Origin of the sequence: Pseudomonas sp. MH9.3, from assembly GCF_034354675.1 — a bacterium.
Classification (GTDB): domain Bacteria; phylum Pseudomonadota; class Gammaproteobacteria; order Pseudomonadales; family Pseudomonadaceae; genus Aquipseudomonas.
Genome location: NZ_CP133785.1, coordinates 3,943,797 through 3,960,828, shown reverse-complemented (window position 1 = coordinate 3,960,828; position 17,032 = coordinate 3,943,797). Strand labels below are relative to the sequence as shown.

Genomic DNA, 17,032 nt, shown 5'->3' with positions numbered 1-17,032 from the left:
TCTTCATTGTTTGCACCTGCACCTTATGACTGGAAATCGACCATGAAAAAAACACTGCTCTCCCACCCAGTCAAAGCACTGGCCCTTGCCCTCGGTGTGTTCAGCTCGTCGGTGTTCGCCGCCGATGCGCCACTGAAAGTCGGCACCACCGCCGCCTTCGCCATTCCTCTGGAAGCCGCCGTCGCCGAAGCCGGCAAGCAGGGCCTGAACGTCGAGCTGGTGGAATTCACCGACTGGATCGCGCCCAACGTCAGCCTGGCCGCCGGCGATATCGACGTGAACTACTTCCAGCACATCCCCTTCCTGGAAAACGCCAAGGCCGCCGCCGGTTTTGACCTGGTGCCGTACGCGCCGGGCATCATCAACAACGTCGGGCTGTATTCGAAAAAATACAAAGCCATTGCGGACCTGCCCGAGGGCGCCAGCGTGGCGATTGCCAACGACCCGATCAACAGCGGACGTGGCCTGCAACTGCTGGCCAAGGCCGGGCTGATCACCCTCAAGCCGGGCGTAGGCTACAAGGCCACCGAAGAAGACATCGTCAGCAATCCGAAAAAGCTGAAGATCCTGCAAGTGGAAGCAGTGCAACTGGTGCGCACCTATGACGACGCCGACCTGGTGCAGGGCTACCCGGCATATATCCGCCTCTCGAAGACCTTCGATGCCGAGTCGGCGTTGCTGTTCGACGGCCTGGACCATCCGGAATACGTGATCCAGTTCGTGATCCAGCCCAAGAGCAAAACCGACCCGCGCGTGATCAAGTTCGTCGACATTTACCAACACTCGCCGGTGGTGCGCGCGGCTCTGGATAAATCCCTCGGCACGCTCTACCAGGTAGGCTGGGAAGGTAAAAAATGAGCGCCGCCAATGCCCGACTTCGCGCCCTGGGCACACCGCTCAGGGACGCCGAACAGACCCAACTGCACCCTGAACTGAACCGCGCCCATGTGCGATTCATCAACCTGGGCAAGACCTACGACGGCACGGTGCAGGCCCTGCACGGCATCGACCTGGCGATCCAGCGCGGTGAAGTGTTCGGCATCATCGGTCGCAGCGGCGCCGGTAAATCCTCGCTGATCCGCACCATCAATCGTCTGGAACAGCCCAGCAGCGGGCGCGTGCTGATCGATCAGGTGGACATCGGCGACTTCGACGAAGACCGCCTGGTGGCGCTGCGCAGGCGCATCGGCATGATCTTCCAGCACTTCAACCTGATGTCGGCCAAGACCGTGTGGCAGAACGTCGAATTGCCACTCAAAGTGGCGGGCATCCCCAGGCCGCAGCGCGAGCAAAAGGTGCGCGAGCTACTCGAACTGGTGGGTTTGCAGGACAAGCACAAGGCCTACCCGGCGCAACTCTCCGGCGGGCAAAAGCAGCGCGTGGGCATCGCCCGTTCGCTGGTGCACGACCCCGAGATTCTGTTGTGCGACGAAGCCACCTCGGCCCTCGACCCGGAAACCACCCAGTCGATCCTCGCCCTGCTGCGTGAGATCAACCGGCGCCTGGGCCTGACCATTGTGCTGATCACCCACGAAATGGCGGTAATCCGCGACATCTGCGACCGCGTAGTGGTGCTCGAACACGGCAAAATCGTCGAGCAAGGCCCGGTGTGGCAAGTGTTTGGCAACCCGCAACATGCGGTGAGCCAGACCCTGCTGGCGCCGTTGCAGCATGACTTGGCGCCAGAGCTGCAAAGTCGCTTGCAGCCGACGCGGGTAGCGGCTGACGCGGCTGTGGTGCTGCGCTTGCAGTTCACCGGCAGCGCCACCGACGAACCGGACTTGGCCGCGCTGTTCAGCGCCCTCGGCGGGCGCGTGCGCTTGCTGCAGGGCGGCGTGGAACGGATCCAGGGCCATGCCCTGGGGCAATTGCTACTGGCGGTGAATGGCTCGGCCCATAGCGCCGAAGAACTGCGCAACCGCGCCGCGAACTGGGCGCAACAGGTGGAGGTGCTGGGCTATGTGGTTTGATCGTTTGGTGCAGGGTGCCATCGACACCTTGTTGATGGTTGGCGTGTCGTCGCTGATCGCCTTGCTGGTAGGCATTCCGCTGGCGGTGTTCCTGGTGACCAGCGACAAGGGCGGCATCTATCAGGCCCCGGCGTTGAACCGCGTGCTGGGGGCGTTCGTCAATCTGTTCCGTTCGATTCCGTTTCTGATCCTGATGGTGGCGCTGATCCCCTTCACCCGCCTGATCGTGGGCACCACCTACGGCGTCTGGGCGGCCGTGGTGCCGCTGACCATCGCCGCCACGCCGTTCTTTGCACGCATCGCTGAAGTGAGTCTGCGTGAGGTCGATCACGGGCTGATCGAAGCCGCACAGGCCATGGGTTGCCGGCGCTGGCACATCATCCGCCATGTGCTGTTGCCGGAGGCGCTGCCGGGTATCGTCGGCGGGTTCACGATTACCCTGGTGACGATGATCAACTCATCGGCCATGGCCGGGGCGATTGGCGCCGGTGGCCTGGGCGACATTGCCTACCGCTATGGGTATCAGCGCTTTGACACGCAGATCATGCTCACGGTGATTGTGCTGCTGGTGGTGCTGGTGGCGGTGATTCAGCTGGGTGGGGACCGGTTGGCGCGGGTGCTCAACAAGCGGTGAGGTATAGTCGAGGCCTCTCAGCACCCGGTACCGCAGCTCATGCCTCTCAAGCCCGAAGACCTCAACCAGATCACCTCCACCACCCTGGGCCACTACAACCAGGTGGCCGAGGACTTTCGCGAAGGCACCCGCGACCACGATGTGAGCCAGAACATCGATGCGCTGCTGCGCCATATTCAGGGCGAGGCGCCGTTTACCGTGCTGGATTTCGGCTGCGGGCCGGGGCGCGATCTGCAGACGTTTACGCGCATGGGCCATGTCGCCGTAGGCCTGGACGGCTCCGAGCGCTTTGCGCAGATGGCGCGCGAGGACAGTGGCTGCGAGGTCTACCAGCAGGATTTCCTCAAGCTCGACCTGCCCGCCGCACGCTTCGACGGGATCTTCGCCAACGCGGTGCTGTTTCATATCCCCAAGCAGGAATTACCGCGCGTACTCAAGCAATTGCAGGCTGCGTTGAAACCGGGCGGCGTGTTGTTCAGCTCCAATCCACGCGGGGACAACCGTGAAGGCTGGAATGGGCCGCGCTATGGTGCCTACCACGACCTGGAGGCGTGGCAATCGTTGCTGACCACAGCCGGGTTTGTGGAACTGGAGCATTACTACCGCCCGGCCGGGCTACCTCGCGATCAGCAACCGTGGCTGGCGAGTGTCTGGCGCAAGCCTTAACACCACCCCTCCCACATTGGGTTGCCCATATGGTTTGAGGTCAGCGTTGCTTCATGGTCGTGGAATCCAGGATGAACACTGGCTGCAAACTCTCCGCCGATTGAAACTGTGGGAGGGGGCTTGCTCCCGATAGCAGTGGGTCAGCCAAATAATCGGGTGGCTGACCCACTGCTATCGGGAGCAAGCCCCCTCCCACATTTTTAACCGCGTTTTTCCTGCTGGTCCTGCTTCGGCTCACGAATCTTGTACCAGGCCACATACAGCGCCGGCAAAAACAGCAGCGTCAGCAGCGTGGCAATGATAATCCCGCCAATCATCGCGTAAGCCATCGGCCCCCAGAACACTTCCCGCGCAATCGGGATCATGCCCAGGCTGGCTGCCGCAGCGGTGAGCAGGATCGGCCGGCGCCGGTGCTCGGTGGCTTCCACCACCGCATCCCATGGCGTGTAGCCGGCCACTTCATATTCGTGAATCTGCGTCACCAGAATCACCGAGTTGCGGATGATGATACCGATCAGCGCCAGAATGCCGAGGATCGCCACAAAGCCCATGGGCGTGCCGGTGGGAATCAACGCCAGCACCACGCCGATCAGCCCCAGAGGGGCCACGCTGGCCACCAGGAACATCTTCTGCACGCTGTGCAACTGGATCATCAGGAAGGTCGCCATCAGGAACAGCATCAGCGGCACCACGCGGGCAATCGGTCCCTGGGCCTTGCCGCTTTCTTCCACGGTGCCGCCGGTGGCGACCTTGTAGCCCACCGGCAGGCCGGCGCTGAACGTGTCGATCTCGGGTTTGAGCTGCTTGACCAGGTCGGTGGGCTGTATCTCATCGCGTACCGAGGCCTTGACCGTGATGGTCGGCTTGCGGTCGCGGCGCCACACCAGCGGCTGCTCCAGCTCGTAGCGCACGGTGGCGAACGCCAGCAGCGGAATCGAGGTGCCGTTGGGCGTGACAATCTGCAGGTTCTGCAGGGTTTCCGGCGTGCCGCGTTCGGCGTCTTCGGCGCGACCGACCACGTTGATCAGGTAGATGTCGTCGTGCACCTGGGTCACCGAGGCACCGCTGACCACGCTGTTCATCAACTGCGCCACGTCTTCCGACGACAACCCCAGTTGCCGCGCCTTGTCCTGGGCAATGTCGATACGCAGCACTTTGCCCGGCTCGTTCCAGTCGTAGATGATCTCGCCCAGGTGATCGTTCTGGTCAAGCAGGGTCGCCAGTTCGATGGCGTGCTTGCGCACCTGGTCGGTGTCATTGCCCGACACGCGATACTGCACCGGCCGCCCTACCGGCGGGCCCATTTCCAGCGGCTGCACATAGCTGCCGATGCCGACAAAGTCATCGCGCAGGCGCTTTTGCAGACGCGCGATCAACGCGCCACGTTCTTCCAGGCCTTTGCTGACAATCACCAACTGCGCGTAGTACGGATTTTCCAGTTGCTGGTCGAGGGGCAGGTAGAAACGGATCGCGCCCTGCCCGATGTAGGTGCTCCAGCGCGCGATATCCGGGTCGTCCTTGATGATCGCTTCGAGGCGGTCGACGGTCTTGCGGGTTTCGTTGATCGAGGCGTTTTGCGGCAGGTTCAGGTCGACGAGCACTTCCGGGCGGTCCGACGACGGGAAAAACTGGTTCTGCACGAACTGCATGGAAAACACCGACGCCACGAACAGCCCCACAGTGATGCCGATGGCCCACCAGCGATTACGCATCGCCCACAGCATGCCGCCGTTGAAGGCACGGCCAATGCGTCCCGGCTCACCGTTGTGCGGTTTCACATTGGCGCTGAGGATATGCACGCCGATCACCGGCGCAAACAGCACCGCCACCACCCACGACACCAGCATGGCCACGGCAATCACCGCGAACAGCGTGAAGGTGTATTCCCCTGCCGAACTGGCGTTGAGGCCGATAGGCACAAAGCCGGCCACGGTCACCAGCGTACCGGTGAGCATCGGGAAGGCAGTGGAGGTGTAGGCGTAGGTCGCCGCCTGCTCCTTGGTTTCGCCTTTTTCCAGCCGCGTGATCATCATTTCCACGGTGATCATCGCGTCGTCCACCAGCAGGCCGAGGGCGATGATCAGCGCGCCCAGGGACACGCGCTGCATGGTGATGCCGCTGTATTCCATGAACACGAACACCAGCGCCAGCACCAGCGGAATCGAACACGCCACCACCAGGCCCGCGCGCATGCCCAGGCTGATGAAGCTCACCACCAGCACGATGATCACCGCTTCGAACAACGCGCTGGTGAAACCGCCGACGGCTTCTTCCACTACCTCAGCCTGGTCGGACACCTTGTGTACGCCCACGCCCACCGGCAGGTCGGCGGTCAGTTCGTCCATGCGCGTGTGCAGCGCCTTGCCGAACGACTGGATATTGCCGCCCTTCTGCATGGCAATCGCCAGGCCGATTGCCGGTTTACCGTTGAAGCGGAACATCGGCCGCGCGGGGTCGACGTAGCCACGGCTGATCTCGGCGATATCGGCCAAACGGTAGAAGCGGTCATTGAGGCGCAGGTTGACGTTGGCCAGGTCCTTTTCCGAGGCGAACTGCCCGGAGGTGCGCACGGAAATCCGCTCCGGCCCGGCCTCGATCACCCCGGCGGGGGTCACCGCGTTCTGCGATTGCAGGCTTTGCACCACCTGGCGCTGATCAACCCCGAGGGCGGCCAGTTTGCGCGTGGAAAAATTGAGGTAGATCACTTCGTCCTGCTGGCCGATCATCTCGACCTTGCCCAGCCCCGGCACCGAACGAATCTCGGCACGCACCTGCTCCACATAGTCGCGCAGCTGGCGCATCGACAGGCCGTCGCCGGTAAAGGCATACACCGAACCGAACACGTCACCGAACTCGTCGTTGAACGAAGGCCCCTGCAAGCCCTGGGGGAAGCTGCCGCGAATGTCGTCGATCTTCTTGCGCACCTGGTACCAGGTGTCCGGGATGTCCCTGGCGCTGGTGGTGTCCTTGAGGAACACGAACACCGTGGACTCGCCCGGTCGCGTGTAGCTTTTCACGTAGTCGAGGGCATCGAGTTCTTCGAGTTTTTTCTCGATGCGGTCGGTGACCTGCTTGAGGGTTTCTTCCTGGGTCGCGCCCGGCCAGCGGGTCTGGATCACCATGGTCTTGATGGTGAACGAGGGGTCTTCCTCACGCCCCAGGTTCATGTACGAGAACACGCCCATCAGCAGCGCGACGAACATCAGGTACCAGACGAAGGACTGATGCTTGAGGGCCCAGTCGGATAAGTTGAAGCTGCGTTTCATCGCGGGCTGTCCTTGTCGATTTTGACTTTCTGCCCGGGTTTCAGGCTGTTCACGCCGGCGGTGACGACGCGCTCGCCGGGCTTGACCCCGCCCTTGAGCAAGACGCTGTCGCTGTCACGGCTGAGCACCGTGACATCGCGCGGCTGCACCGTCTGGCTCTGGGTGTCGAGCAGCCAGATGCGGGTGGTGCCGTCGACCTCCTGCAAGGCACTCAGGGGCAGCTCGATACGCGGCGCAATGGCGCTGCTCAATGTGACGCTGATCGCCGTGCCCAGGCGAAAGGCGGGCGGTGTCTCGGCCAGGGTCAGGCGCGCGCGACGGGTGCGCGTGGCGCTTTGGGCCTGGGGTTCGATCTCGCGCACGACGGCGGTGGTATTGACGCCGGGGTCGAGCTGCCCGGCCACCAGAAACACCACGTCTGCCGGCAGACGCTCGGCGAGGCCCGCCGGCAGGTCGATCACCGCTTCCTTGATGTCCGGGCGGGCCAGGGTCACCACTTGCTGGCCGGCCGTCACCACCTGGCCAGCCTCGGCGTTCCAGGCCGTGACGATACCGGCGTGGTCGGTGCGCAGTTCGGCGTAGTTGAGCTGGTCCCTGGCCTGGTTGACCGAGGCCTGGGCTTGCTCAAGGGTGGCGCGGGTGGTTTTCAGGTCGGTCTGCGCCACGTCCAACTGGGCCTGGGCGCCGACGCCGCGGTTGAACAGTTCCTGCTGCCGACGGGCGTTGGCCTGGGCGTTGATGTACTGCGCCTGCACGCGGGCGAGGTCGCCCTGGGCGGCGCGCAGCTGGTTTTGCTGATCGGTGGGGTCGAGCACGGCGAGCAGGGCGCCCTTCTCCACTTCGGCGCCCACGTCCACGGCGCGCCGCGCAATGCGGCCGGGCACGCGAAAGCCGAGGTTGCTTTCATAGCGGGCCTGGATGGTGCCGGCGAAGCGGCCGAAGGTTTCCTGGTCTTCAGCCTTCACTTGCATCGACAGCACCGGGCGCACCGGCTCGGGCGGCGCTTCTTCCTTGGAACAGGCCGTCAGCAACAGGCTGGCGGCCAGCAGAGCGGTCAGGCGCTTCATGGCTGCGCTCCTGGCTGGGCAATCTCGACAAGCATGCCGGGATGCAGCAACTGCCCACCCGCCACCACGACTTTTTCGCCGCCCTTGAGGCCGTCACCGATGATCACTTTGCCGGTGAGGTAGCGCGCCACGCTGACCTTGTGCAACTGCGCCTTGCCGTCGCCGTCGACCAGCCATACGGCGGGGTCGTTGATGTCTTTGGTCAGGGCCGACCAGGGCAGCTCGACACTGGGCGCGGCCTTGCCCTTGGCGGTCGCGCTCACCACCGAACCCAGTTGCATGCCCTTGGGCAGGCTTTGCAGGGCAATCTTGACCTGCACGGTGCCAGTGTTGGCAGCCACGGCGGGGGTGACTTCACGCACTTTGCCCACTGCCTGAATGCTCGGGTTGTCGAGCAGGCTCACGGTGATCGGCGTCTGTGGCGCAGGCTGCCCCAGCAGCGACTCATAGACGTTGAACACGGCATCGCGCTCGCCATCGGTGGCCAGGCTGAAAATCGGCATCGTGGCCTGCACCACCTGGCCCACCTCGGCCTGGCGCGCGGTAATCACACCGGGGGCGTCAGCTATCAGCGCGGTGTAGCTCAGTTGTTCGCGGGCGTTGGCCAACTGCGCCTGGGCGGCGGCCAATGCGCTTTGGCTGCTGCGCAAGGCGGCCTGGGCCGAATCGTATTCACTGCGGCTGGTGTAGCCCTTGGGCAGCAGTTTTTCCTGGCGCACGAAGGCGGCGGCGGTCTGCTTGACCCGCGCCTGCTCGGCGACCACCTGGGCCTGGGCCGAATCGACGTTGGTCTGCAGATCCTTGGGATCGAGCCTGGCCAGCACTTGTTTGGCCGTGACGCGATCGCCCACATCGACCATGCGCTGGATGATCTTGCCGCCCACGCGAAAGGACAGGTCGGTCTGTACACGGGCCTGGATATCACCGGTCAGGGTCACCGCTGCGGCGAAATCCGCCGGCGCAACGGTTTGCACAAAGACCCGGGAATGCTGCTTGGGCTCGGCGTTTTCTTCACTACAGCCGCTCAGTAGCGCCAGTAGGCCAAATCCGAAAATACAGGTGGAAATACGACCGCCCATGCAGGCTCCTTTTGCGTGATGCCGACTTGCCAGTGAGTATGCGACTGTGAGCGTAGTTCAGGGTTCCTTATCTGCATGGAGGCTTACATACTCCGATGGTTCCCAAGCCGAATGAATCCCCATGCTCAAGACCCTCGCGGTGGCCAATTACCGCTCGATCAATAAATTGGTGGTGCCGCTTGATCGCTTGAACCTGATCACCGGGGCCAATGGCAGCGGCAAATCCAACCTCTATCGAGCCTTGCGCCTGCTGGCCGAAACCGCCCAGGGCGGGGTGATCAATGCACTGGCGCGCGAGGGTGGGCTGGATTCCACATTCTGGGCCGGGCCGCAGACTATCAGCCGGCGCATGCGCAATGGCGAGGTGGCGGTCGAGCCCAGCGTACGCCAGGGCGTCAAACGCCTGCGCCTGGGCTTTGCCGCCGAAGACTTCAGCTATGCCATCTCGTTAGGGTTGCCTGAACCCAGCGCGTCGTATTTCTCGCTGGACCCGCAAGTGAAAAAGGAATGCATCTGGGCCGGGCATATTTACCGCCCGGCCAGCCTGCTGGTGCAGCGCTCCGGGCCAATGGTGCGCGCCCGTGACGGCCGCGCCTGGGATGTGCTGGCCCAGCACACGCCGAATTACCAGAGCCTGTTCGACCAGGTCGGTAATTTGCGCGGCTCGCCGGAGGTGTTACTGCTGCGCGAGAGTATTCGCGGCTGGCGCTTTTATGATCACTTTCGCAGTGACGTGGATGCGCCGGTACGCCAGCCGCAACTGGGCACGCGGACACCGGTGCTACATCACGACGGGCGCGATCTGGCGGCCGCGTTGCAGACCATTCGCGAGATCGGCGACCCCGAGGCGTTGCAGCACGCGATCAGTGATGCATTTCCCGGTGCGCGGCTGAATATCGAGCCGTTACAGGGTGGACGCTTCGCCATCGAGTTTTATCAGGAAGGGTTGCTGCGGCCATTGTCGGCGGCTGAGTTGTCCGACGGCACCTTGCGCTATCTGCTGCTGATCGCCGCGCTGCTGACACCCAGGCCGCCGAGCATGATGGTGCTGAACGAGCCGGAAACCAGCCTGCACCCGGATTTGCTGCCGGCGTTGGCGCGCCTGATCATTCAGGCATCGCAGCAGTGCCAGGTGTGGGTGGTGTCCCATGCCAGCCGGTTGATTGCCGCACTGGAGCAGGATGAGGGGTGTAACTCGATTGTGCTGGAGAAGGTGATGGGGCAGACGCAAATTGTCGGGCAAGGGATGCTGGATGCACCGGCGTGGCATTGGCCGGAGTAGTCTTGGCATGCACCGGCCTTATCGGGGGCAAGCCCCCTCCCACACTGGATCGGGTTCACAGATTCTGATGTGTGAATACCGTCAAATGTGGGAGGGGGCTTGCCACCGATGGGGCCATGACCATCAATGAATAATCAGCCCTTCCACTTGCCGCCTTCGACAATCACACTCTCAGGCTTGGTGTCATCGCTCAATTCCTTGCGCACATATTGGTCGTACAGCTTGAGCAAAAACTTCTCCTCACCCAGCTTGGCCAACTCCACATTCACCCAGTCACGCAGTTCGATATTGCCCTTCTTCACCGCCGGTGCAATCGACGCTTCATCACCGAGTTTCTCGTCCAGCACGCGGTAGCCCGGGTTCTGCTTGGCCCAGCTGAACAGCACCAGGTTGTCCTGGGCATACGCATCGCCACGCCCGGCCGGCAGCGCGAAGTACACAAAAAACAGCTGGATCAGCAGCGGCGTGTTGCGCGCCAGCTCCACATACCACGCAACCAGGCGCGCCAGATACGGCGTGCGAAACACCAGCAGCGCGGCGTTGATCAGCGCTACCAGCAGGGAAGTGGCAATGGCGATCAGGCCCACTTGCAACGTCACGCCCACGACTTTGAGAAACGTTGCCAGGGTGCCGAGGATAAAAGCGGGAGGGGGCTCGCTCCCGATGACGGTGTCTCGGTTATTACTTGAGTGACTGGAACGCCGCTATCGGCAGCAAGCCCCCTCCCACAGTTTTGATTGGGTCTTAAACAAAAAAACGCCGACGCTGTAGAAGCCGTCGGCGTTGAAACCTTGAAGGGGTTTTGCGTTACATCAGAACGCCGGCACGACCGCGCCGCCGTATTTTTTCTCGATGAAGGCTTTCACTTCCGGGCTGGTCAGCGCCTTGGCCAGTTTCTGGATGGCGTCGCTGTCCTTGTTGTCCGGACGGGCTACCAGGAAGTTCACGTACGGCGACTTGGCGTCTTCGATGATCAGCGCGTCCTTGGCCGGGTTGAGGCCGGCTTCCAGAGCGTAGTTGGTGTTGATCAGCGCCAGGTCAACCTGGTCGAGCATGCGTGGCAGCAGTGCCGATTCCAGCTCGCGGAACTTCAGGTGTTTCGGGTTGCTGGCGATATCTTTTGGCGTGGACAGCGCATTGGTCGGGTCTTTCAGGGTGATCACGCCGTTCTTTTGCAGCAGCAGCAGGGCACGGCCGCTGTTGGAGCCCTCGTTCGGGATGGCAACGGTGGCGCCGTCCTTGAGGTCTTCGATTTTCTGGATCTTTTTCGAGTAAGCGCCGAAGGGTTCAACGTGCACGCCGATCACGGTGACCAGGTTGGTGCCCTTGCCCTTGTTGAAGTTTTCCAGGTACGGCAGGGTCTGGAAGTAGTTGGCGTCCAGACGCTTCTCGGCCACTTGCACGTTGGGCTGTACGTAGTCGGTGAAGACCTTGACCTGCAGGTCCACGCCTTCCTTGGCCAGGGTCGGCTTGACCAGCTCGAGGATCTCGGCGTGCGGCACCGGCGTCGCGGCCACCACCAGTTTCTCGTTGGCCTGGGCGAAGCCGGCACTCAGGGCAGCCGCCAATGCGGTAAACAGCAAAACCTTTTTCATGCAGTGTCCTTAATCGAAAGTGCGGGGCGTCTCTGACGACCGTTTTTATGTAAGGTGCCAGCGATGTGCTATCGCGGCGTGAAGCGGACAATACCGATATTTTTTATTCCCGAACAATATCTTTTATTCACGTTGATATTCCATTTTGCTCATGCAGGAATTTCAGCAGGGTTTCCTGCTCGGCAGGGCTGGCGCTCTGGTAAATCCGTCGTACCTGTTCCAGCGCAGAACCGGCCACCGGCAGGTTCAAATGCTCCGGCAGGATCTCATCGCCGCTGCTCACCAGTAACGCGAAGTGAATAACGTTTTCCAGCTCACGGGTATTGCCCGGCCAGCTGTGTTGCTCCAGCACGCGCTGGGCCGCTTCGCTGATCAGCGGCACCGGCAACTCCAGGCGTTGACTGTAGATGCCGAGGAAATATTCGGCCAGGGACAGGATGTCGCCCACCCGCTCGCGCAGCGCCGGCAACTCCAGCTTGCCTTCGCTCAAGTAATGAAACAGCCGCTCATTGAATTTTCCGGCCGCCACGGCCTGGGCCAGGTCGATGCTGGTTGCCGCCACCAGGCGCACGTCCACCGGGCTTGGCTGCTGGGCACCGACGCGGGTGACTTCATGGTTTTCCAGGGCCGCAAGCAACTTGACCTGGATCGGCAGCGGCAGGTCGCCGATCTCATCCAGGTACAAGGTGCCGCCATTGGCCGAGCCAAACCAGCCAGCGCGGCTGCTCACCGCGCCGCTGTGGCTGCCGGCGGCATAACCGAACAATTCGGCATCGGCGTAGGTGGGGCTGATCGCGCCGCAGTTGACCGACACAAACAGCCCGCTGCGATCACTGCCTCGGTGGATATGCCGCGCCAGCAGCTCCTTGCCGCTGCCGGTCTCGCCGCGAATCAACACGGGCAAGGCGCGTGGGGCCAGGCTTTCGAGGTCTTCGCGCAATTGCCGTGAACGTGGGTCGACAAACACCAGTGCCTTGGCGCGGATGCTCAGCGGGCTCTTTTCGGCGTCGGGGAAGGTCAGCAGTGGCTGGCCGAAGGTTTCATGCAGACTCATGGCAGGCTCCCGCCCCAATCCACTCAGGGACGGGGCGTTGAAAAATTTATGCGCTACGCCGGGCGTGGTGCTCAAGGCGACTTTGCAGGCGATAGAGGTAGGCGAAGCCCTGCTCCCAGCGCCGGTGACCAGACTTCACATTGATATGCCCGGCACCGGACAAGATGCCCGCTTCGGCACCCCAGTTGCGGGCCAGTTCCAGGGCACGCGGGGCGCTGACGGCACTGTCGTTGTCGGAACTGACCACCTGGCTGGGAAACGGCAGCAAGTCGGTCGGAATCGGCGCGAAGTTGCGCAGGGCCGGGGCGCAAGCCGGGCGCTCTACATCGGCCGGCGCCACCAGCAGGGCACCGCGCACCTGCCGCAAAAAGTGCACCGGCGCGGTGGCCGCCCAGTGAGCGACGGTGATGCAGCCCAGGCTGTGGGCGATCAGGATCACCGGCGTGCTGTCGGCCGCGATGGCTTCGGCCAGTGCGGCCACCCAGTCTTCACGGCGCGGGGTGAGCCAGTCGGCCTGCTCCACGCGCGCGCTGTTGGGCAGGCTGTTCTGCCAGTGACTTTGCCAATGATCTTCTGGCGATCCTTGCCAGCCCGGCACGATCAGGTAACGAATCGACTCGCTGTGCATGGGTGTGCCCTCCTGCAGCGTTTAGCGTTGCTGGACAGTATAGGGATGGGGTTTATATCCGTTAAGGAATAAGAAGCTATTTATTAATAACTAAAAGACATAATCAAGTTTTTAGCTGCAAGCTGCAAGTTGGGGTCGGGCTCTTCATACTGGGTGTTTTTGATGTTCAGGGACGGATCTGCATGGCGCTTAATTCTTCACTCGCGGGCCGACTTGCTGGCTGGGGCCTGCTGGTGGTGCTGGGTCTTAACCTGCGGCCGATCCTCAGTTCCATCAGCCCACTGCTCGGCGAGATTCGCCAGGCGACGGGCCTGAGTTTTCAGAGCAGCGCCCTGCTCACCAGTTTGCCGGTGGTGTGCATGGGCCTGGTGGCACTGGTGGGGGTGCGTGTGGAGGCGCGCTTGGGTGAGCGCCGTGGCATCGCCCTGGGCCTGATGATGATTCTGCTGGCATGCCTGGCGCGCTGGCTGCTGGGCCAGGCATCGGCGCTGCTGGTGACGGCGCTGCTGGGCGGCGCGGGGGTGGCGCTGATCCAGACGCTGGTGCCGGCAATGATCAAACGTGAATTTCACCAGCGCGTGCCGGTGGCGATGGGCGTGTACTCGGCCTCGCTGATGGCCGGCGGCGGGCTGGCAGCGTTGCTCAGCCCGGTGGTGGCCACGCATTTCCAGCAGTGGCAGGCGGGGCTTGGCGTATGGCTGCTGCCCGCGCTGGGGGCGTTGCTGTTGTGGGCATGGTTGCCCCTGGGCGCGGCGAGAAATGCGCAAGTGGCACCGGTTTTCAAAGGGCTGCGCAATCGTCGCGCGTGGCTGCTGGCGCTGTATTTCGGTTTGGTCAATTGCGGCTACATGAGCCTGGTGGCCTGGCTGCCCGCGTACTATCAGCAACTGGGCTGGGACGTGCTGCCCAGCGGTTCGCTGCTGGCGTACATGACGATCTTCCAGGTGCTTGCCGCGCTGCTGATGCCGGTGCTCGCGCAACGTGGCAGCGACCGTCGCCCGCTGCTCGGCATAAGCCTGTCGGCACAGGCCATCGGTTATCTGGGATTGATCCTCGCGCCGCAGACCCTGCCGCACCTGTGGGTAGCGCTGTGCGGCTTCGGCCTGGGCGCGTGTTTTGCCCTGAGCCTGCTGCTGACCCTCGACCACCACCGCGACCCGCGCCAGGCCGGGCAACTGGCCGCGTTCGTGCAGGGTGTGGGCTTTTTGATCAATGCGATTTCGCCGTGGCTGACCGGTTGGCTGCGCGAACTCACCGGCCATTTTGTCAGCGCCTGGATCGTGCTGACCGTGACGGTGCTGGCGATGCTGCTGGTAACGCGGCTGTTCAGCCCGGCGAGCTGTGCGGATGGACCTTTAACGTCCAACTGATCTTCCAGTGGCCAGCGGGCTTGCCCCGCGTTGGGGTGCGAAGCGCCCCCAATCGAGCAAAACGCGGTGTACCTGATACGGCTCAGCGTCTGGTTTTGGGGCTGCTGCGCAGCCCAACGCAGGACAAGCCTGCTCGCCACAGGGAATCTGCGCTTAACTGAACGGCATTAGGGCTCGCCACACCTGCATTTCGGCAATAATTCTTTCAAGCGTGCGCAGTCGGCTCCAGCCGATTGGCCCGCGCAAACGTGCCGAAATCATTGAAGCGCACACCCATCTCGGCCATCACCTTATGCCCCACCTTGGCGGTCATCTGGCGGATGTAAAACGGCTCCTTCACTACAAAATGGTGAATCCCGTGGGTGCTGCCGAAATTGAAGCAGAACGCCTGCATCGGCCATAGCCACCAGGGGTTGAGCACCTGGGTCTGCTGGAGCACATTGCCCAGCTCCACATCGCCGTAGTAGTGCATGTTGGAGCTGACAAAGTGCAGGCAGAACGTGCGAAGCACGTTGGGACCGATGATCACCACAGCAGCAATGTCGATCACCTGCATCATCTGCAAGGTGCCGGCCGACCAGTCGATCGGCGCGCCCAACAGGCTGGCGATGCCATTGGCGGCATGGAAGCCGAGGAAGACATACCACGCGCCCCAATGCAGCAGCGCCAGCGGCGCGTAGACCCACACAACGCGCTTGAGGATCTTGAACTTGTGGCCCCAGGTGTTGGCGCGCAGCAGGCGGATCAACGCCGACATCAGGTTATCGCCCACCATCAGCAAACGCGCAAAGCCCCAAGGCTCGCCATTGGTGATGGCGCGCTCTTCCATATCGGCTTCGGTGCCGGAGAACTTGTGATGGTTGAGGTGCAGGTGCCGGCGTATCCACGGGTTGATGGTGCTCGGGCGCGCCAGCCACACCAGGCCCATCATCAGGTTGTGGGGCACACGCTGCTTGCGAAAGTACATGCTGTGGATCAGGTCATGTTCCAGCTCGTGGGTCAACGAGGCCAGAAACGCATTGAGCAGCAGGCACGCCCACCAGGCCATATACCCGGTGATATACAGCGCCGCCGAACCGATCATGCCCAGCAAAGCGAAGGCCAGGATGCCCGCGCCGAGGGCGTCCTGATGCGACAGCCAGGGGTGCTGCCGGCGCAGACGCACGCCTTCGGCCAGCACCACTTCACGGATATGCGCGGCACGCTGTTGCGCGTTCATCTGCCGGGGGCTTGCAGAAGTACCGTCCATGCTCCCATCCTCTGTTTATTGATGGATGTATCCTGACTCACGCGGTACGTCAGGGCATCAGCCCCACACGCCAACCTGTTGACCGCAAGCGCCAATCGCCATGACCGAACCCACGTCCCTCGCCAGTTGGACCCGCGCCCTGCGCAAGCAGCTCGATGCCCTGGGCCTCGACAGCGCCGCGCTGTGCATGCAGGCCGGGCTCGACCCGCAGCAGATGGACGACCCCAATGCGCGTTATCCGCTGTCGGCCACCACGCGCCTGTGGGCGCTGGCGGTGCAGGCCAGCGGTGACCCGGCGATTGGTTTGCGGGTGTCGCGGTTTGTCAGTCCCACCACGTTTCACGCGCTGGGTTACGCACTGGTGGCCAGCGGCAGTCTGCGTGAGGTGTTCGAGCGCATCGTGCGTTATCACCAGGTGGTCAGCGATGCGCTGAGCCTGGAGTTGACCCGTCACGGCGATCACTACAGCTTTCGTCTGCTGCAACCCGAAGGCAGCCCGGCACCGGCACCGGAAGCCATCGATGCGTTTGCGGCGATCTATGTGCGCACCTGCCGCAACCGCCTGGGCCGCGACTATGCGCCGTTGGCCGTGTACCTGCGCCGCGCCGAACCGGCCGATGCCGGCCCGTGGCACACGGTGTTCCGCGCACCCGTGTTTTTTGGCGCTGAGGAGGACCGTCTGGAGTTCGCCGCCCACGATTTCGACAGCCACCTGGACGACGCCAACCCGGAGCTGGCCGAACACAACGAAACCGTGCTCAAGCGCACCCTGGCGCAACTGCAACCGCTGACCTGGGAGCGCAAGGTACGCGCCGCCATCGAGGCGCAATTGCCCGACGGCGAGCCGGGCGCCGAGCGCATTGCCCAGGCGCTGCACTTGAGCCTGCGCAGCCTGCAGCGGCATCTTGCGGATGAGGGGTGTCGCTTTGATGCGCTGCTCAATGAGTGCCGGGAGAATCTGGCGCTGCAGCATTTGCGCGATCCGCAGTGCTCATTGGCTGAGATCAGTCATCTGCTGGGGTTTGCCGACACCAGCAGTTTCAGCCGGGCGTTCAAGCGCTGGACGGGGATCACCCCGGGGCAGTTCAGGGATGGGTTGCGGTAGCGGGATGTGGGGTGTTTTTGGGGGCCTCATCGGGAGCAAGCCCCCTCCCACATTTGACTGTATTCAC

Annotated in this window: 15 protein-coding genes; 7 read left to right on the top strand and 8 right to left on the bottom strand. The window is 62.9% G+C overall.

Annotation, left to right across the window (positions count from 1 at the left end):
- The first annotated feature begins 42 nt into the window (after nucleotides 1-42).
- From RHM60_RS17595 to RHM60_RS17580, 4 genes are read left to right on the top strand one after another with little or no spacing between them, the layout of a single operon-like run.
- Complete coding sequence (locus RHM60_RS17595; RefSeq protein ID WP_322212342.1) at nucleotides 43-858, top strand: MetQ/NlpA family ABC transporter substrate-binding protein; 816 nt, start codon at nucleotides 43-45, stop codon at nucleotides 856-858.
- On the top strand, nucleotides 855-1,970 hold the full coding sequence (locus tag RHM60_RS17590; RefSeq protein ID WP_322212341.1) for a methionine ABC transporter ATP-binding protein: 1,116 nt from the start codon (nucleotides 855-857) through the stop codon (nucleotides 1,968-1,970). The genes RHM60_RS17595 and RHM60_RS17590 overlap by 4 nt, the downstream gene beginning before the upstream one ends.
- On the top strand, nucleotides 1,960-2,604 hold the full coding sequence (locus tag RHM60_RS17585; RefSeq protein ID WP_209987223.1) for a methionine ABC transporter permease: 645 nt from the start codon (nucleotides 1,960-1,962) through the stop codon (nucleotides 2,602-2,604). The genes RHM60_RS17590 and RHM60_RS17585 overlap by 11 nt, the downstream gene beginning before the upstream one ends.
- Nucleotides 2,605-2,643: 39 nt before the next feature.
- Nucleotides 2,644-3,270 (top strand): class I SAM-dependent methyltransferase, encoded by a 627-nt coding sequence (locus tag RHM60_RS17580; protein ID WP_209987219.1) that lies wholly within the window; start codon nucleotides 2,644-2,646, stop codon nucleotides 3,268-3,270.
- 200 nt (nucleotides 3,271-3,470) lie between these two features.
- Here the strand turns inward: RHM60_RS17580 and RHM60_RS17575 are convergent, their stop codons facing one another.
- Genes RHM60_RS17575 through RHM60_RS17565 form a run of 3 tightly spaced genes read right to left on the bottom strand, consistent with a single transcriptional unit; the run spans nucleotide 3,471 to nucleotide 8,682 of the window.
- Nucleotides 3,471-6,536 carry an efflux RND transporter permease subunit gene (locus RHM60_RS17575; RefSeq protein ID WP_322212340.1) on the bottom strand — a complete coding sequence of 1,022 codons (3,066 nt, stop codon included), beginning with the start codon at nucleotides 6,534-6,536 and terminating at the stop codon, nucleotides 3,471-3,473.
- Complete coding sequence (locus tag RHM60_RS17570) at nucleotides 6,533-7,603, bottom strand: efflux RND transporter periplasmic adaptor subunit (protein ID WP_322212339.1); 1,071 nt, start codon at nucleotides 7,601-7,603, stop codon at nucleotides 6,533-6,535. Before RHM60_RS17570 ends, RHM60_RS17575 begins: the two co-directional genes overlap by 4 nt.
- Nucleotides 7,600-8,682, bottom strand: coding sequence for an efflux RND transporter periplasmic adaptor subunit (locus tag RHM60_RS17565; RefSeq protein WP_322212338.1), 1,083 nt, complete (start codon nucleotides 8,680-8,682; stop codon nucleotides 7,600-7,602). Before RHM60_RS17565 ends, RHM60_RS17570 begins: the two co-directional genes overlap by 4 nt.
- Before the next feature lie 121 nt (nucleotides 8,683-8,803).
- Here RHM60_RS17565 and RHM60_RS17560 point away from each other — a divergent pair, with 121 nt between their 5' ends.
- Nucleotides 8,804-9,964 carry an AAA family ATPase gene (locus RHM60_RS17560; RefSeq protein ID WP_322212337.1) on the top strand — a complete coding sequence of 387 codons (1,161 nt, stop codon included), beginning with the start codon at nucleotides 8,804-8,806 and terminating at the stop codon, nucleotides 9,962-9,964.
- Nucleotides 9,965-10,098: 134 nt separating this feature from the next.
- On the opposite strand, the gene RHM60_RS17555 is transcribed toward RHM60_RS17560, so the two are convergent.
- From RHM60_RS17555 to RHM60_RS17540, 4 genes are all read right to left on the bottom strand, one after another.
- The gene (locus RHM60_RS17555) at nucleotides 10,099-10,629 is read right to left on the bottom strand and encodes an ABC transporter permease subunit (protein WP_322214636.1); all 531 of its coding nucleotides are present in this window, start codon (nucleotides 10,627-10,629) and stop codon (nucleotides 10,099-10,101) included.
- A gap of 147 nt (nucleotides 10,630-10,776) precedes the next feature.
- Nucleotides 10,777-11,559, bottom strand: coding sequence for a MetQ/NlpA family ABC transporter substrate-binding protein (locus RHM60_RS17550; protein ID WP_322212336.1), 783 nt, complete (start codon nucleotides 11,557-11,559; stop codon nucleotides 10,777-10,779).
- A gap of 127 nt (nucleotides 11,560-11,686) precedes the next feature.
- Entirely contained in the window at nucleotides 11,687-12,613 is a 927-nt protein-coding gene (locus tag RHM60_RS17545) for a sigma 54-interacting transcriptional regulator (RefSeq protein ID WP_209987203.1), read from the bottom strand.
- 46 nt (nucleotides 12,614-12,659) lie between these two features.
- Complete coding sequence (locus RHM60_RS17540) at nucleotides 12,660-13,241, bottom strand: alpha/beta hydrolase (protein WP_322212335.1); 582 nt, start codon at nucleotides 13,239-13,241, stop codon at nucleotides 12,660-12,662.
- A gap of 182 nt (nucleotides 13,242-13,423) precedes the next feature.
- On the opposite strand from RHM60_RS17540, the gene RHM60_RS17535 reads away from it, so the two are divergent.
- Complete coding sequence (locus tag RHM60_RS17535; RefSeq protein ID WP_209987197.1) at nucleotides 13,424-14,611, top strand: CynX/NimT family MFS transporter; 1,188 nt, start codon at nucleotides 13,424-13,426, stop codon at nucleotides 14,609-14,611.
- A 205-nt stretch (nucleotides 14,612-14,816) separates the two neighbouring features.
- Here the strand turns inward: RHM60_RS17535 and RHM60_RS17530 are convergent, their stop codons facing one another.
- The gene (locus RHM60_RS17530) at nucleotides 14,817-15,860 is read right to left on the bottom strand and encodes a fatty acid desaturase (protein WP_209987194.1); all 1,044 of its coding nucleotides are present in this window, start codon (nucleotides 15,858-15,860) and stop codon (nucleotides 14,817-14,819) included.
- Between the two features lie 100 nt (nucleotides 15,861-15,960).
- Here RHM60_RS17530 and RHM60_RS17525 point away from each other — a divergent pair, with 100 nt between their 5' ends.
- A complete protein-coding gene (locus RHM60_RS17525) occupies nucleotides 15,961-16,965 on the top strand; it encodes an AraC family transcriptional regulator (protein WP_322212334.1) in 1,005 nt (334 codons plus the stop codon).
- Nucleotides 16,966-17,032 lie beyond the last annotated feature (67 nt).

Excerpts from the sequence above, each read along its gene's own strand:
- RHM60_RS17595 (WP_322212342.1), top strand. The coding sequence starts at position 43 with ATGAAAAAAACACTGCTCTCCCACCCAGTCAAAGCACTGGCCCTTGCC.
- RHM60_RS17590 (WP_322212341.1), top strand. The coding sequence starts at position 855 with ATGAGCGCCGCCAATGCCCGACTTCGCGCCCTGGGCACACCGCTCAGG.
- RHM60_RS17585 (WP_209987223.1), top strand. The coding sequence starts at position 1,960 with ATGTGGTTTGATCGTTTGGTGCAGGGTGCCATCGACACCTTGTTGATG.
- RHM60_RS17580 (WP_209987219.1), top strand. The coding sequence starts at position 2,644 with ATGCCTCTCAAGCCCGAAGACCTCAACCAGATCACCTCCACCACCCTG.
- RHM60_RS17575 (WP_322212340.1), bottom strand. The coding sequence starts at position 6,536 with ATGAAACGCAGCTTCAACTTATCCGACTGGGCCCTCAAGCATCAGTCC.
- RHM60_RS17570 (WP_322212339.1), bottom strand. The coding sequence starts at position 7,603 with ATGAAGCGCCTGACCGCTCTGCTGGCCGCCAGCCTGTTGCTGACGGCC.
- RHM60_RS17565 (WP_322212338.1), bottom strand. The coding sequence starts at position 8,682 with ATGGGCGGTCGTATTTCCACCTGTATTTTCGGATTTGGCCTACTGGCG.
- RHM60_RS17560 (WP_322212337.1), top strand. The coding sequence starts at position 8,804 with ATGCTCAAGACCCTCGCGGTGGCCAATTACCGCTCGATCAATAAATTG.
- RHM60_RS17550 (WP_322212336.1), bottom strand. The coding sequence starts at position 11,559 with ATGAAAAAGGTTTTGCTGTTTACCGCATTGGCGGCTGCCCTGAGTGCC.
- RHM60_RS17545 (WP_209987203.1), bottom strand. The coding sequence starts at position 12,613 with ATGAGTCTGCATGAAACCTTCGGCCAGCCACTGCTGACCTTCCCCGAC.
- RHM60_RS17540 (WP_322212335.1), bottom strand. The coding sequence starts at position 13,241 with ATGCACAGCGAGTCGATTCGTTACCTGATCGTGCCGGGCTGGCAAGGA.
- RHM60_RS17535 (WP_209987197.1), top strand. The coding sequence starts at position 13,424 with ATGGCGCTTAATTCTTCACTCGCGGGCCGACTTGCTGGCTGGGGCCTG.
- RHM60_RS17530 (WP_209987194.1), bottom strand. The coding sequence starts at position 15,860 with ATGGACGGTACTTCTGCAAGCCCCCGGCAGATGAACGCGCAACAGCGT.
- RHM60_RS17525 (WP_322212334.1), top strand. The coding sequence starts at position 15,961 with ATGACCGAACCCACGTCCCTCGCCAGTTGGACCCGCGCCCTGCGCAAG.